Raw genomic sequence first — 13,219 nt, 5'->3', positions numbered from 1 at the left:
CTCACTTTCGTAGATAGCCGGTGACCAGGTCCCCGAGCATGGTCCGGTAGTGCTCCCGCCGGTCCGGGGCGAGCAGGTCCCGGTCGAAGAGGGCGCCCCAGGTGTGACGGTTGGCGACGCGGAAGAAGCAGAACGAGCTGATCATCATGTGGACGTCGAGGGCGTCGACGTCGTCGCGGAACACCCCGTCGCGCACCCCGCGGTCCAGGACCCCGCGGAGCAGGTCGACGGCCGAGCTGTTCAGGTCGACGAGCCGGGCCACGTGGTTCATGTGCTTGGCGTGCTGGGCGTTCTCCACCCCGACGAGCTTGATGAACGCGGGATGCGCCTCGTGGTGGTCGAAGGTGACCTCGGCGAGCCGGCGGACGGCGGCCGGGGGATCGAGGTGGCCGACGTCGGCGGTGCGCTCGGCGGCCCGGATCTCCGCGTACGCCCGCTCCAGCACCGCCAGGTAAAGCTGCTCCTTGCCGCCGAAGTAGTAGTAGATCATCCGTTTCGTGGTGCGGGTACGTGCGGCGATCTCGTCGACCCGGGCACCGCTGTAGCCGCGCTCGGCGAACTCCTCGGTGGCCACGTCGAGGAGTTCGGTACGGGTGCGTTCGGCGTCGCGCTGCCGTTCCTGCGTCATGAACGCAAGTCTGCCGTGGGCCTTGACAGTGTCCGTCGTCACACCTCATAACTAACGTACTAGTTCGTACATTAGCAAGGAGTTCGACGATGGCAGCTTGCCGATGCGGGTTGATCGGGACCGGGATCGGCGCGTCGCTGTCACCGGCACTGCACGAGGCCGAGGGGCGCCACCACCACCTCGGGCTCAGCTACGAGTTGTTCGATGTGGACACCCCGGCGGAACTGAAACGCTGCCTCTCCCTTGCGGAGCGATCCGATTTCGCCGGGCTCAACATCACCCATCCCTTCAAACAGCAGGTGATCGAGCACCTCGACGAGCTGTCCCCGCAGGCCCGGGAGATCGGCGCGGTCAACACCGTGGTCTTCCGGGACGGGCGGCGGTTCGGCTACAACACCGACGCCCTCGGGTTCGCCGAATCGTTCCGGACCGGCCTGCCCGGCGTCGCCCTCGGCCACGTGGTGATGCTGGGCGCGGGCGGTGCCGGAGCCGCCTGCGGTCACGCGCTGCGGGAGCTGGGCGTGGAAAGGCTGACCATCGTGGACCCCGTCCGTGGCGGGGAACTGGCCGATCAACTGGGCGCCTCCTATCTCCCCGAGATCAACTCCTTGAACGACGCCGACGGGCTCGTCAACGCCAGCCCGGTCGGCATGCGGCACCACCCCGGGATTCCGCTGCCCGCAGACCTGCTCCACCGCGGTCTGTGGGTCGCCGACATCGTCTACGTGCCCGTCGACACCGAGCTGCTGATCGCCGCCCGGGCCGCCGGACTCCGGGCGATCGGCGGCGCCGCGATGTGCGTCTACCAGGCCGCCGCGGCGTTCCAGCTGTTCACCGGGCGCACCCCCGATATCGCGCGGATGTTGCTTCACCTCTCCCGACTCCTGGAGCGCGGCAATGTTGACCGAGACTGAACTCCCCGAACCCCCCTCACTACGGCGCATGGTCGGCCCCGGTGTCGTCGCCGTCGGCATCGGCATGGCGGCCGGCGAGATCATCCTCTGGCCCTACCTGACCGCCCTCGGCGGCCTCGGCCTGCTCTGGCTGGCCTTCACCACGCTCGCCGTGCAGTTCGTCATCAACATGGAGATCGAGCGGTACACCCTGGCCACCGGCCAGACCGTGGTCGCCGGCTTCTCCCGCTGGTGGAAGGGCTGGGGCATCATCATCTGCCTGGCCGGCGCCTTCCAGTACGTCTGGCCCGGCTGGGCGACCAGCGGCTCCACCGTTTTCACCTATCTGGTGGGTGGCGGCGACCCGGTCTGGATCACCGTCGGGGTGCTGGTCACCATCGGCGTCTTCCTGACCCTGTCCAAAGTGATCTACAAGACCGTCGAGCGGGTGGAGACGGTCAAGGTCGTCCTCACCCTGTTCTTCCTCGCGGTCGTGGTCGTCTTCGTGATCTCGCTGAGCACCTGGGGCGAGGGTGCGAAGGCCACCGTGACCGAGTTCGGTCAGATCCCGGACGGCATCACCTTCACCATGCTGCTCAGCGCGATCGGCGCGGCCGGGGCGGGCGGGGTGCACAACCTGGTGCTGAGCAACTGGATCCGGGACAAGCGGTACGGCATGGGCGCGCACGTGCCCCGCCTGATCTCGCCGATCACCGGCCAGGAGGAGGCGGCCGGCGCCGACCGCTACACGTTCCCGATCGACGAGACCTCGATGGGCCGCTGGAACCTGTGGTGGAAGCGGGCCAACGCCGAACACCTGGTCACGTTCGTGGCGGTCTGTTTCGTGACGATCGGCGTGATGAGCCTGCTCGCCTACGAGACGCTGTTCGGCCGGGACGACCTCAAGTCCGACCCGTCGTTCCTGCGGATCCAGGGCGAGATCTTCGAGGCCGAGGTCGGCACCTGGCTCAAGCTGCTGTTCCTGGCGGTCGCGGCGGTCTCGCTGTGGGCGGCGGCGATGGGCCTGCTGGACATCATCGGGCGGGTCGCCTCGGACTTCCTGCGCCGCAACTATCTGCAGACGTCCACCCGGTGGACCGAGGCCCGGATCTACCTGATCGTGGTGTGGGTGGAGATCGTGCTCGGCTCGATCATCCTGCTGGCCGGGTTCACCCAGCCGCTCGGCCTGCTGATCGTCTCCACCTGTGCGGCTTCAGTGGTGACCCTGCTCTATTCGATCCTGCTGGTCCGGTTGAACACCCGGGACCTTCCGGCGCCGATCCGGATCCGGGGCTGGCGTCTCGGCGGTCTGCTGGTGGCGATCGGGTTCTACGGCTTCTTCGCGATCGCCATGGTCGTCACCCAGCTCGACAAATTGTGAGGTTCTGCCCGGGCTCGCGCGAGCCCGGGCAGAAACAACTCAGACCCGGCGCCGGCGACGGGTCCAGGAGAACCCGATCAGGCCGGTGACCGCGGCGATGAAACCACCGGCCACCGTCCACACCCACCGGGACGAGAAGTCCGGCAGCCAGTCCATCGAGAAGTCGAAGGAGGACTCCTCTTCGGGCTCCACGCTTGTCGTCGGCGCGGCGGAGGCGAGCAACTTGCCCGGCTGGTTGTTCGGCACCAGCGGGGCGGCCAGTTCACCCTGGTCGGCGCCGGTGTCCCCGGTCGGCGACTTCAGGGCCAGCGTGACGTCCAGCGGCAGACCCAGGTCCTTCTCCGGCAGTTCGGTGCTGGAGAGCCGGACGTAGTAGGTGCCCGGCAGCGGGTCACCGTCCCACGGTTCGGCCCAGGACCGGACCTGCCGCAGCCGGCAACCGAGCTGCAGCGTGGTGTCGGTGGTCTTGGCGACCGGGCTCTGCTCGCCGCCCACGCAGGCCTGCCGGCGGCGCAGACCGTCGAAGACCTCCACGGTCCACGAGTGGTCGCCGCTGCGGCCGGTGGCGGGCAGCGCGACGTCGATGGTCAGCTCCGGCCGCTGACCGGCGGTCGCCGGGAACTGCCAGTACAGGTAGTCACCGGTGACGGCACTGACCTTGACCTGCTGTTCCGGGGCGATCGCCACGGCGGTCAGGAACGACGTACCGGCCGAGGTGATGCTCTGCAACGGGGTAGGCCCGTCCGTCGGATCAGCAGCGAACGCCGAGGCTGCAGGCAGGAGAACCATGCCGAGAACGGCGAGTCCGAGAAGCTTCCGCATGATCAGTTCTCCCTCCAGGTGGCGACCCACCAGCGGGTCAGCCAGCCGGCCAGCACCCCGGCCACCAGACCGGCGATCGCCAGCACGAACAGCAGCAGGAAGCCACGGCCCAGGCCCGGGGCATCCGGCGCCTGCGAGGCCTCGACCAGGTCGATGCTCAGCTCGACGGGCATACCGGGGGCGCCGGCCGCCGTCGCCGAGGCGAACGAGTTGCTCACCACCAGGCAGATGTCCGAGGTCGCGGCCAGCGCCGGCTCCTCATCACCGGACCAGCGCAGGCCCGCCGACACCACGTCGGAGCGGCCACTGGCGGCGTCCAGCCCGCGGACCAGCTCACGACCGTCCACGGTGGCGGCCTTGACCAGCACGCCGTAGTCCCGGTTCAGCGGCCGGTCCAGCGAGATGCTGACACTCGCCCGCAGCTCCCGGCCGGCGTCCACGGCCACCCGGTAGAACCGGTGCTCGCCGATCAGCTCACGGTCGGTGTAGACACCGGCGGCCAGCAGCGGCGCGGTCGCGCAGTCCTTGGCGCCCTGCACGGTGGCCGGGGTGACCGGCGGCGGCACCGCGGCCCGGTCCACCAGCTGCTTGATCCGGTCGGTCAGCTCCTCCTCGCTCTGCGCCGCGGCGTAGGTGCCGCCGGTCGCCTGCGAGATGCAGACCAGTTGCTTGCGGGTCTTCTCGTCCGGCGCCAGGCCGAGCGTGTCGACGACCAGGTCGGTGCCCTGGGCGGCCAGCTCACGGGCCACGTCACAGGGGTCCGGCGGGGTGCAGGTGTCCTCGCCGTCGGTGATCAGCACGATCCGGCGGGCCGAACCGGTGCCCTCCAGGTCCTTGGCCGTCTCCCGCAGCGCCAGCCCGATCGGGGTGAAGCCGGTCGGTTTCAGCGAGGCGATGGCGTTCTTCGCCGCGACCCGGTTGACCGGCCCGACCGCCACGATCTGCTGGGTGTCCTTGCAGCCGAGACGCTTGTTGTCACCGCCGTAGGTGGCGCCGAGCACCCGGATGCCGAGCTGGGTGGTCTCCGGCAGGGCGTCGACCACCTCGTTGAAGGCCCGTTTGGCGACCGTCATCCGGGTCTGCCCGTCGATGTCGGCGGCCTTCATCGAGCCACTCACATCGAGAACCAGTTCCACCACCGGCGGTTCGGTCTCGGATGTCGGTTCGGCGTGCGCGGGGGTGGCGCCGAGAAAGGCGGAAGCCGCGATCAATCCCGTCGCTGTCACTATGGACAGTTTTCTGTGGATCACGCGGTAAGATCATAAACAATCTATTTCGGTACGGGGTAATCGGCCCCACAACCGCACCGGCCCCGGCCGTCTCGTCCGCGCGAGGTCCGCGTCCGCCGGGACCGACCCGCGACCGCCGGGCCGGATGCGGTGGTCCGGGTCACACCGCCCGCCGGTACCGTGGTGGCGTGTTCATCAGGGGGATGCGGCTGGACGAGGTGCCGGGGGGTAAGTATCCGTTCCGGGTTCCGGCGGTGCGCGGCCTGGTGAGCGCCGGTGAGCTGCGGTTCGACACGCCGGTCACGCTGATCGCCGGTGGCAACGGCAGCGGCAAGTCGACCCTGATCGAGGGGATCGCGGTGGCCGCCGGCTTCAACCCCGAGGGCGGGAGCACGTCGTTCAACTTCGCCACCCGCCCCAGCGAGTCGTCGCTGGGCGAGCACCTGACCCTGGTGCGCACCGCGGGCCGCAAACCCCGGACCGGTTTCTTTCTGCGCGCCGAGTCGTACTACAACGTGGCCACCGAGATCGAGCGGCTCGACGAGAACGGCTTCGACTCCTACGGCGGGGTGTCACCACACCACCGCTCCCACGGTGAGTCCTTCCTGGACCTGGCCACCCACCGGTTCGGCCCGGGCGGGCTCTACCTGCTGGACGAGCCCGAAGCGGCCCTGTCGGTGCAGGGCTGCCTGGCCCTGCTGGTCCGGATGGCCGACCTGGTCGAGAGCGGCAGCCAGTTCATCATCGCCACGCACTCCCCGATCCTGCTGGCCAGCCCGGGCGCGACGATCCTGGAGATCGACCCGGCCGGCACGATCGACCGGGTTCCGTTCGACCGGGCCGAGGCGGTGGTGATGACCCGGGCCTTCCTCGCCGACCCGAACCGCTTCCTGACGAAGTTGATGGCCGGCTGAGAGACGACGTTGACGGCCGGCTGAGAGACCGGTGACCATCGCCTCCGGCCCGGCGGTCGCCGGGCGGTCCGGTGGGGGGACCACATCGCGGGTGGCCACGGGAGTGGTGGTCGCTTCTGGCCGGGTGTAGGCGTACTGCCGCGAATTCATCTCTATCTTTTCTCTCGGGATAGCATGCTTTGCCATGAGAGCGATCCTGGTGTCCCGCCTCGGTGGTCCCGAGGTTCTTGATGTCGCCGAGTTGCCCGCGCCCGCCGAGGAGGCCGGCCGGAGTCTGATCGGGGTGACCGCGGCCGGGGTCAACTACGCCGACACGCATCGGACCGATGGTAGTTATCGGGCAGCGCCTGCTCTGCCGTTTGTGCCGGGCACCGAGGTCGCCGGGGTGACCGCGGATGGGCAGCGGGTGGTGGCGCTGCTGTTCCCCGGTGGCGGTTATGCGGAACAGGCTTCCGCCGCCATCGAAGATGTCGTGAAAATTCCGGACAAGGTGGATGACGCCACTGCGTTGGCCCTGCTAGTCCAGGGCCTGACCGCGTTCCACGTTCTGCGCGGCAGCGCCCGCCTCCAACCCGGCGAGACGGTGGTGGTCGGGGCGGCCGCCGGTGGGGTCGGTACCGTCGCGGTGCAGCTGGCCAGGATCTTCGGGGCCGGGCAGGTGATCGCCGCGGCCTCCACGCCGGAGAAACGCGAGCTGGCGCTGCGACTCGGCGCCGACGTGGCGGTGGACAGCGCACCGGACGGCTACCCGGACCGGATCCGGGCGGCCACCGGCGGCCGGGGTGCGGACGTGATCCTCGACTCGACCGGCGGCGCCACCCTGACCGCGGCCCTGGACGGCCTGGCGCACTGGGGTCGCCTGATCAGTTTCGGTAACGCCTCCCGTCAGGGCCGGGCCCCGATCGACCCCGGCACGCTGGCTGACCGGAACACGTCGGTCGCCGGGTTCTGGCTGCGCCCGGCCCTGGACCAGCCCGGCGGCTTCCACCAGCCGCTGACCGAACTGCTGGAGCTGGTCGCCGCCGGCCGGCTGGTGCTGCCGCCCGGACCGTCCTACCCGCTGGCCGACGCCCGGCGCGCGCACGAGGACCTGCTGGCCCGCCGGACCACCGGAAAGGTGGTCCTGACGATGTGATCCGTCCGCGCGGCCCTTGCTCTCGGTCCGCCGAGATCTCTAACGTCGGCTGCTCGGCCAGGGGAGGTGTGTTCGATTGCGTGACGACGCGTTCCGCGCGTATTTCGAACGGCACCACGATTCCCTCTCCCGGCTGGCCTATCTGATGACCGGCGAGTCCGCGGTGGCCGACGATCTGGCCGCCGACGCCCTGACCGAGGTGTGGCGGCACTGGGACCGGGTGAACGCGGCCGACGATCCGGCCGCCTACGGCCACGGCATCGTGATGAACCTGGCCCGCAACTGGGTGCGCCGCCGCAGCCGGGAGCGGATGCTGTCGTTCGGCCCGCTGCGCCGCGACCGGGACGCCGACGTGCCGGCCGTGCTCGACGTGCGCGGCGCGCTGAAACGGCTCCCGCACCGGCGGCGCGCGTGCGTGGTCCTGCGGTACGCGTTCGACCTGCCGGAACGTGAGGTCGCCGAGATCCTGGGGATCTCCGTCGGCGCGGTGAAGAGTGCCACTTCCCGGGGTGCGAGACAGCTCGCCGGGCTGCTGGGCGATCATGTCGGTATGGACGGTTGGGAGGCGGCGCGATGAGTCTCTCCGACGACCAGCTCCGGGCCGCTCTGCGGGACGCGGCCGCCGGGCACCGGCCGGACCGGGAGGCGATGCTCGACCGGATCGGTTCGGCCGCCATGCAGGACACCGGGGTGCGGCAGCGGGGTTCCCGGCTGCGGATGGCCGCGGTGGCCGGCGCGGTGGCCCTGATCTTCGGCGGCGGCGGGGTCGGCACCTGGGCCCTGACCAGCTCACCCGCCCCGGCGCCGGCCCCGCCAGCCCCGGCGCCCGGCACCGTCCGGCCGAGCCCGGCGGACACCGCGCCGGTGAGCGTCGAGCCCAGCCCGTCCGCCGTCTCGTCGAAACCGTCGCCGGCGCGGACCACCACACCGCCGGAGAAGAACCGGGTCGAGCAGGGCCCGATCTGGTCCGACGGTTCGGTCGTCGACGGGTCGAGCGTCGTCACCGTGAAGACCACCGCCGAGCTGACGTCGCTGGAGGTGGTGATCCGGGTGGCCCGCACCGACGGCCTGGTCACCCGCGGCGGGGTGAAGAAGGTGCCCGGCGCCAGCGTCACCACCACGGTCACCGAGGAGACGCGGGCCTTCGTCTACCGGTTCGTCATGTCACCGTCGGACACCCTCGCCCCGGGCACCTACACGTTCACCGCCCGCTACACCCACCCCGACGGCGGCCGGGACGCGGGCGGCGACACGTACCAGGCGGTCTCCGGCGATCTCCAGGTGTCCGGCGACTTCTTCTGAGGTCAGTTCTCCCGGATGTCGGTCAGCGGGGTCAGCTTGCTGATGTTGGCCGGCGCGTTCCACTTCTGCAGCTCCGAGCTGCTGCACTTCTCGACCTTGACCTTGCTGGTGCCGTCGGAGTGGGTGTCCTTCGGTGACGCGTTCAGGTCGGTCGGCTGGAGGCAGAAGCCGCTGCTGTCCATGATCCGGTAGCTCGTCGCGTACAGGCCGGTGTCGTGGAAGACGGTCCACTTCAGGGCCGCAGTCGCGGTCGGGTTGGTGGGGCACTTCTGCGTCGTCGCGTACGCGTTGGAGGCGGTGCTCAGCGGTGACTTGAGGCAGTAGACGGTTTTGCCGTCCTTGCTGGTCACCTGGATCGGGCCCTCCGCGTACTTGGCCGGCGCCACCGGGACCGGGTGCACCCAGATCTGGTTCCAGTCGACCTTGGCCTGCGGGTGCTGCTTGCAGAACCAGGCGATCATGTACGAGTACCCGGCGTCCTGGTTGGTGACGTCCAGACAGCGGCTGAACTGGGAGTAGTTGACCAGTTGGTTGGTGTCGTCACCGGCCATGCCCGCGCCGACACCGGCCGACGAACGCCACACGGTGGTGGTGCTGTTCACCGAGCAGGAGTTCAGGATCACCGCGCTGCCGATGGTGCTGGCGTTCTTCATGTTGATGCAGAAGTTCTCGACCGCCGCACTGGCGCTGGTCGAGTGGAACAGGCTGGAGCCGTCCAGGCTCCACTGGTAGAGCGGCTCGCGGGTGGCCGGATCGGCGGGGCACTTCTGCAGGGTGAGCGCGTTGTTGTTGGCGTGCGACGTGCCGGCGTACAGGCAGAGGCCGTCGGGCGCGGCTGTCGACTCCGAGTTGACGAGTTTCAGGTACAGGTCGGCGGTGTAGCCGAACTGCTGGGTGCTGGCGGCGTTGCAGGTCTTCACGACGAGGGCGGTGCCGACCGTCGGCGTCTTGGAGCCGGCGTCGAAGCAGAGACTGCCGACGCTGGACGAGGCGATCTGGATCGAGCCGCCGGGGATGTTGGTGTTGCTGGTGGAGAAGACGTAGGTGGCGCTCAGGCTGCGCGAGCCGGAGGTGTCCGTGCCGACGGCGCTGCTGCGCAGGCCCTGCGAGGTGACCAGCGCGGTGGTCGGCACCTTGGTGAGCGGGCAGGCGAGCGTCTTGCCGTCCTGGTCCTTGTAGACGATGGTGACGATGTACCGCAGTGACTCGCCGGTGTCGTCGACCCCGGCGTCCCCGGTGATGTTGCAGCCGGGCATGTCCTCCAGCTGGCCCACCACCTTGTCCTTCTCGAGGGTGGACGCCGCCCGGACCCGGGCCATCACCACGTCGAGCCCGATCTGGGCGCCGTTCAGGGCGGTGTTCCGGTCGACCAGGGTGCGGGTGCCGGTGACCTGCCGCAGGATCACCGGCAGCAGCATCGCCGACAGGGACAGGCCGATGGTGACGACGAGCATCGCCATCGGCAGTGATCCACGTTCGTCCCGGAAGAGGCGGTGTGGGCTCATGAGGTCGGCCTCCCTGCGCTGCAACTGTTGATAAGGATCTTGGAGGCTTCGGTGTCGATGTTCTGCGCGGTGAAGATGCTGTCGAACGGCAGGGCGACCTTGCCGACGGTCACCGAGAACCGCAGCCGGACCTGCTGGAACTGTGGTTGGTAGGCGACACCCACCCCCGCCACGCCGGCGCTCGCCGTGGCGTACGGCGAATCGCCCGGCTTGTAGACCGTCACCGGCCCGGTGGTGGTGTTCGCGGTGACGTCGGTGGCCAGCACCGTCTGTGACGTGGGTGCGGTGGCCGGCAGATCCCAGGTGGCCAGGATCAGCTGGCCGTTGTTGAGGATGATCTGCCGGCACGGGCTCTTGCCCGCCGTGTCGTCCGGCAGCGCGTACTCGGTGTACCAGCGGGTGCCGACCTTGCCCGGGACGGAGACCCAGGTGGCGTACCGCAGCTCCCGGTCGAGCCGGCGGAAGCTGATGTCCAGCTGGTCCCGGGCCTCCGAGGTCTGCTGGGTCCGGTTGGTGTCGGAGTAGAACTGCACGATGCCGGTCAGCGCGATGGCCAGGACGAACGTCATGATCGTCGCCGTCATCATGACCTCGATCAGCGAGAACCCGCGATCGTCGGTGAGTCGCCGGATCAGCCGCTTCACGTCACGGTCCAGATGAAGTTGTAGATGGTGGTGGACACCGGCACGGTGCTGACGCTGGTCAGGACCACCTGGTAGGTGCCGGGCGTGGTCGGGGTGCCGGTGAAGGCGCTCTTGCCGGCGTTCCAGGTCATCCCGGGTGGTGTGCCGAGCACGGTGGTGGTGACCCCCTTGGCGCCGACGGCCGTGGCGTTGGTCTCGACCGGGACCGTCGTCTTGTCGCCGGACTTCGACGTCACATCGGTGGCCGGTGACGTGACCAGCAGGCCGGTCGTGTTCACCTGGATCACGAACCGGTCGCTGACCGCGGGCCCGATGCTGTCGGTCACGCTGACCGTCGGCAGGTAGCGTCCCGGGGTCAACGGTGTGCCGCTCACCACGCCGGTCGAGGCGTTGATCGACACCCCCACGGGCAGGTTGGCGGCGGAGAACGTCAGGGTGCCGAAACCACCCGAGGCGGTGGCGGTCGCGATGACCGACGAGCCGAGGGCCACGGTCTGGTCGGCCGGCCTGGTCAGCACGATCGCCGGGTAGACCGTGTGGGTGTACGTCGCCTCGCCGTAGACCCCGTTGTTGTCGGTGGCCCGCACGACGGCCGTGTAGGTGGCGCTCGCGGTGCCGGTGATCGCCCCGGTCGCGGCGTCGAAGGTGAGCCCGCTGGGCAGCCCGGTGACGCTCCAGGTGTACTTCGAGGTGCCGCCGGTGTCCCCGCCGGTGACGGTGGGCTGCAGCGAGACGGCCTCACCGACGTGGTTCTTCGGCGCGCCGGGTGTCACCGTCACGGCCGGCGGGACGACCACGGTGTAGGTGATGCCGGTGAGGGTGTCCGAGCGGCCGGAGTCGTCGGTGACCTTCGCGGTGGCGCTGCTGTACGTGCCGGCCTTTGTCGGTGTGCCGCTGATCAGGCCGTTCTTGTCCCCGGTCAGGCCGGTCGGCACACCGGTGAAGGTCCAGGTGTTGGGCAGCGTGCCACCGGTCGCCTTGTACTGGTAGGTCACCGTGTTCAGCCCGACGTAGAAGACCGGCATCGGGTTCAGGGTGAGGTTGCGGACCACCGGCGACGGCCGTTTGATGTCGAAGAGCGGCTCGCTGATCTGCGAGATGAGCGTGGAGGTCAGGTAACCGCACTGGTCGTTGGTGCAGCCCCGCTGGGCCCAGGACTCCAGGACGACGACCCGGAAGTACTTGAGCTTCTGGGTCTCGTCGGCCGGTACGTTCGTCGCGGTGGCCGGATCGACACACTGGTCGGTCTTCGCGAAGTACACCTCGCACGTACCCACGTAGATCGACTGCTTGAAGTCGGTGCCGTTCACCGACTGGGTCATCGAGCTGGTGGAGATGGGCGCGTCGGCCCCGCCGGTGGCGTCCTTGTCGAAAGCCATCGCCATGCTGTCCAGGTACGGCTTCAGCCGGTCCTTGAACTGGCTGTCGTTCAGCGCGGCGTCCCACTGGGCCTGCACGGCGGTCTTGCCCCGGCCCACCAGCAGAGCGGTGTTCTGCAGCGCCCGGACCTGCTCGATCGCGGTCGACGCCAGCTGGGCCGCCTGCCGCTGGTCACGCTGCTGGTCGACGGCTTTGGTGCCGTTGACGAAGAACGTCCCGAAACCGGCCATGGCGATACTGAGCACGGCCATGGCCATGATGAGCTCGACGATGGAGAAGCCGTCGTCCTTCCCGCGCATCTCACTCCCCGTGGTGTGCCGTACAGAAATCGCACTGGCACCTTCGGCGAAGATCGCGAGAAGTGAAGGGAAAAGTGTCAGCCGGTGCGATCCGCGATGTAATGGCACAGGGATTCGAGCGTGCTGCGGGCGGCGCTGTCCGGCAGGGTCGCGGCGCTGCGGCGGGCCGCCCCGGCGTAACCGTGCACGGTCTCCCGCGCCTGCTTCAGGGCCGCCGACCCGCGCAGCAGCCCCAGCGCCTCGGCGTGCAGCGTGTCGTCGACGATCGGGCCGGCCGACAGCAGCTCCTTCAGCCGCCGCACGTCGGCGCCGGTGTCGTCGGCGGCCAGCGCGTACAACATCGGCAGGGTCGGCACGCCCTCGCGCAGATCGGTGCCGGGAGTCTTGCCGGACTGCTCCGACTCCGACGCGATGTCCAGCAGATCGTCGGAGAGCTGGAAGGCGATGCCGATCGCGGTGCCGAACTCGGCCAGGGTCTCCACGTGCGGCGCGGGCAGCCCGGAGAACAGGCCGCCGAACCGGGCCGACGTGGCGATCAGCGAGGCGGTCTTGTCCTCGACGGCCTGCAGATGGAACCGGATCGGGTCGGCGCCGCGCGGGCCGACGGTCTCCGACAGCTGCCCCCGGACCAGCTGCGACAGGGTGCTGGCCTGCAACCGGACCGCCTCGTCACCCAGCCCCGCGGCCATCTGGGCGGCACGGGCCAGCAGGTAGTCGCCCACGTACACCGCGAGCTTGTTGCTCCACCGGGAGTTGGCGCTGGCCGCGCCGCGCCGCAGCGGGGCCTCGTCCATCACGTCGTCGTGGTAGAGCGTGGCCAGGTGGGTCAGCTCCATCAGCACCGCCGACGGCAGCAGCTCCGGCCGGCCCGGGTCGCCGAGCTGGGCGCAGAGCGCCACGGTCAGCGGCCGGAACCGTTTGCCCCCGGCCCGCACCAGATGCGCGGCGACCTCGTCGACCAGCGGGTCCGGGCTGGCCACGGCGGTGCGCAGCTCGGTCTCCACGGTCGCCAGGAACTCCGTCACGGAGTCACGGACAGCCGGATCGATGAAGTCGGTCAGCGTGGGGGCCGTCATGATCATGAGGC

Annotated in this window: 13 protein-coding genes; 6 read left to right on the top strand and 7 right to left on the bottom strand. The window is 69.5% G+C overall.

Features of this window, described 5'->3' with window-relative positions; all coding sequences use genetic code 11:
• Position 1 precedes the first annotated feature (1 nt).
• Positions 2-628 carry a TetR/AcrR family transcriptional regulator gene (locus Aco03nite_RS16625; RefSeq protein WP_203796230.1) on the bottom strand — a complete coding sequence of 209 codons (627 nt, stop codon included), beginning with the start codon at positions 626-628 and terminating at the stop codon, positions 2-4.
• 89 nt (positions 629-717) lie between these two features.
• Here Aco03nite_RS16625 and Aco03nite_RS16620 point away from each other — a divergent pair, with 89 nt between their 5' ends.
• Both Aco03nite_RS16620 and Aco03nite_RS16615 read left to right on the top strand, forming a co-directional pair.
• Positions 718-1,542, top strand: a complete 825-nt coding sequence (locus tag Aco03nite_RS16620) for a shikimate dehydrogenase (RefSeq protein ID WP_203796228.1) — start codon at positions 718-720, stop codon at positions 1,540-1,542.
• Positions 1,526-2,902 carry an Nramp family divalent metal transporter gene (locus tag Aco03nite_RS16615; protein ID WP_203796226.1) on the top strand — a complete coding sequence of 459 codons (1,377 nt, stop codon included), beginning with the start codon at positions 1,526-1,528 and terminating at the stop codon, positions 2,900-2,902. The genes Aco03nite_RS16620 and Aco03nite_RS16615 overlap by 17 nt, the downstream gene beginning before the upstream one ends.
• Before the next feature lie 39 nt (positions 2,903-2,941).
• On the opposite strand, the gene Aco03nite_RS16610 is transcribed toward Aco03nite_RS16615, so the two are convergent.
• Positions 2,942-3,724 (bottom strand): peptidase, encoded by a 783-nt coding sequence (locus Aco03nite_RS16610; RefSeq protein WP_203796220.1) that lies wholly within the window; start codon positions 3,722-3,724, stop codon positions 2,942-2,944.
• Positions 3,725-3,726: 2 nt separating this feature from the next.
• A complete protein-coding gene (locus Aco03nite_RS16605) occupies positions 3,727-4,974 on the bottom strand; it encodes a VWA domain-containing protein (protein ID WP_203796218.1) in 1,248 nt (415 codons plus the stop codon).
• Between the two features lie 167 nt (positions 4,975-5,141).
• On the opposite strand from Aco03nite_RS16605, the gene Aco03nite_RS16600 reads away from it, so the two are divergent.
• The 4 genes from Aco03nite_RS16600 (at position 5,142) to Aco03nite_RS16585 (ending at position 8,304) form a co-directional block, all read left to right on the top strand.
• On the top strand, positions 5,142-5,867 hold the full coding sequence (locus Aco03nite_RS16600) for an AAA family ATPase (RefSeq protein WP_239145212.1): 726 nt from the start codon (positions 5,142-5,144) through the stop codon (positions 5,865-5,867).
• 184 nt (positions 5,868-6,051) lie between these two features.
• Positions 6,052-7,002, top strand: coding sequence for a zinc-binding dehydrogenase (locus Aco03nite_RS16595; protein ID WP_203796216.1), 951 nt, complete (start codon positions 6,052-6,054; stop codon positions 7,000-7,002).
• A 76-nt stretch (positions 7,003-7,078) separates the two neighbouring features.
• The gene (locus Aco03nite_RS16590) at positions 7,079-7,579 is read left to right on the top strand and encodes a SigE family RNA polymerase sigma factor (RefSeq protein WP_203796215.1); all 501 of its coding nucleotides are present in this window, start codon (positions 7,079-7,081) and stop codon (positions 7,577-7,579) included.
• Positions 7,576-8,304, top strand: coding sequence for a hypothetical protein (locus tag Aco03nite_RS16585; protein ID WP_203796213.1), 729 nt, complete (start codon positions 7,576-7,578; stop codon positions 8,302-8,304). Before Aco03nite_RS16590 ends, Aco03nite_RS16585 begins: the two co-directional genes overlap by 4 nt.
• Before the next feature lie 2 nt (positions 8,305-8,306).
• Here the strand turns inward: Aco03nite_RS16585 and Aco03nite_RS16580 are convergent, their stop codons facing one another.
• The 4 genes from Aco03nite_RS16580 to Aco03nite_RS16565 form a co-directional block, all read right to left on the bottom strand.
• Complete coding sequence (locus Aco03nite_RS16580; RefSeq protein WP_203796211.1) at positions 8,307-9,809, bottom strand: ricin-type beta-trefoil lectin domain protein; 1,503 nt, start codon at positions 9,807-9,809, stop codon at positions 8,307-8,309.
• Positions 9,806-10,453: a prepilin-type N-terminal cleavage/methylation domain-containing protein gene (locus Aco03nite_RS16575; protein ID WP_203796209.1), complete on the bottom strand. Its 648-nt coding sequence runs from the start codon at positions 10,451-10,453 to the stop codon at positions 9,806-9,808. Before Aco03nite_RS16575 ends, Aco03nite_RS16580 begins: the two co-directional genes overlap by 4 nt.
• Positions 10,450-12,132 (bottom strand): Ig domain-containing protein, encoded by a 1,683-nt coding sequence (locus tag Aco03nite_RS54080; protein ID WP_203796207.1) that lies wholly within the window; start codon positions 12,130-12,132, stop codon positions 10,450-10,452. The genes Aco03nite_RS16575 and Aco03nite_RS54080 overlap by 4 nt, the downstream gene beginning before the upstream one ends.
• A 77-nt stretch (positions 12,133-12,209) precedes the next feature.
• Complete coding sequence (locus Aco03nite_RS16565) at positions 12,210-13,208, bottom strand: polyprenyl synthetase family protein (protein WP_373872603.1); 999 nt, start codon at positions 13,206-13,208, stop codon at positions 12,210-12,212.
• Positions 13,209-13,219: the final 11 nt, after the last annotated feature.

The sequence above is a fragment of the Actinoplanes couchii genome, from assembly GCF_016862075.1.
GTDB classification, from domain to species: Bacteria; Actinomycetota; Actinomycetes; order Mycobacteriales; family Micromonosporaceae; genus Actinoplanes; species Actinoplanes couchii.
Note: the sequence above shows the minus strand (reverse complement) of the source record. Positions and strands in the feature narration are given on the sequence as shown.

Coding starts and splice junctions, on each gene's coding strand:
- Aco03nite_RS16625 (WP_203796230.1), bottom strand. CDS start 628: ATGACGCAGGAACGGCAGCGCGACGCCGAACGCACCCGTACCGAACTC.
- Aco03nite_RS16620 (WP_203796228.1), top strand. CDS start 718: ATGGCAGCTTGCCGATGCGGGTTGATCGGGACCGGGATCGGCGCGTCG.
- Aco03nite_RS16615 (WP_203796226.1), top strand. CDS start 1,526: ATGTTGACCGAGACTGAACTCCCCGAACCCCCCTCACTACGGCGCATG.
- Aco03nite_RS16610 (WP_203796220.1), bottom strand. CDS start 3,724: ATGCGGAAGCTTCTCGGACTCGCCGTTCTCGGCATGGTTCTCCTGCCT.
- Aco03nite_RS16595 (WP_203796216.1), top strand. CDS start 6,052: ATGAGAGCGATCCTGGTGTCCCGCCTCGGTGGTCCCGAGGTTCTTGAT.
- Aco03nite_RS16585 (WP_203796213.1), top strand. CDS start 7,576: ATGAGTCTCTCCGACGACCAGCTCCGGGCCGCTCTGCGGGACGCGGCC.
- Aco03nite_RS16580 (WP_203796211.1), bottom strand. CDS start 9,809: ATGAGCCCACACCGCCTCTTCCGGGACGAACGTGGATCACTGCCGATG.
- Aco03nite_RS54080 (WP_203796207.1), bottom strand. CDS start 12,132: ATGCGCGGGAAGGACGACGGCTTCTCCATCGTCGAGCTCATCATGGCC.
- Aco03nite_RS16565 (WP_373872603.1), bottom strand. CDS start 13,208: ATGACGGCCCCCACGCTGACCGACTTCATCGATCCGGCTGTCCGTGAC.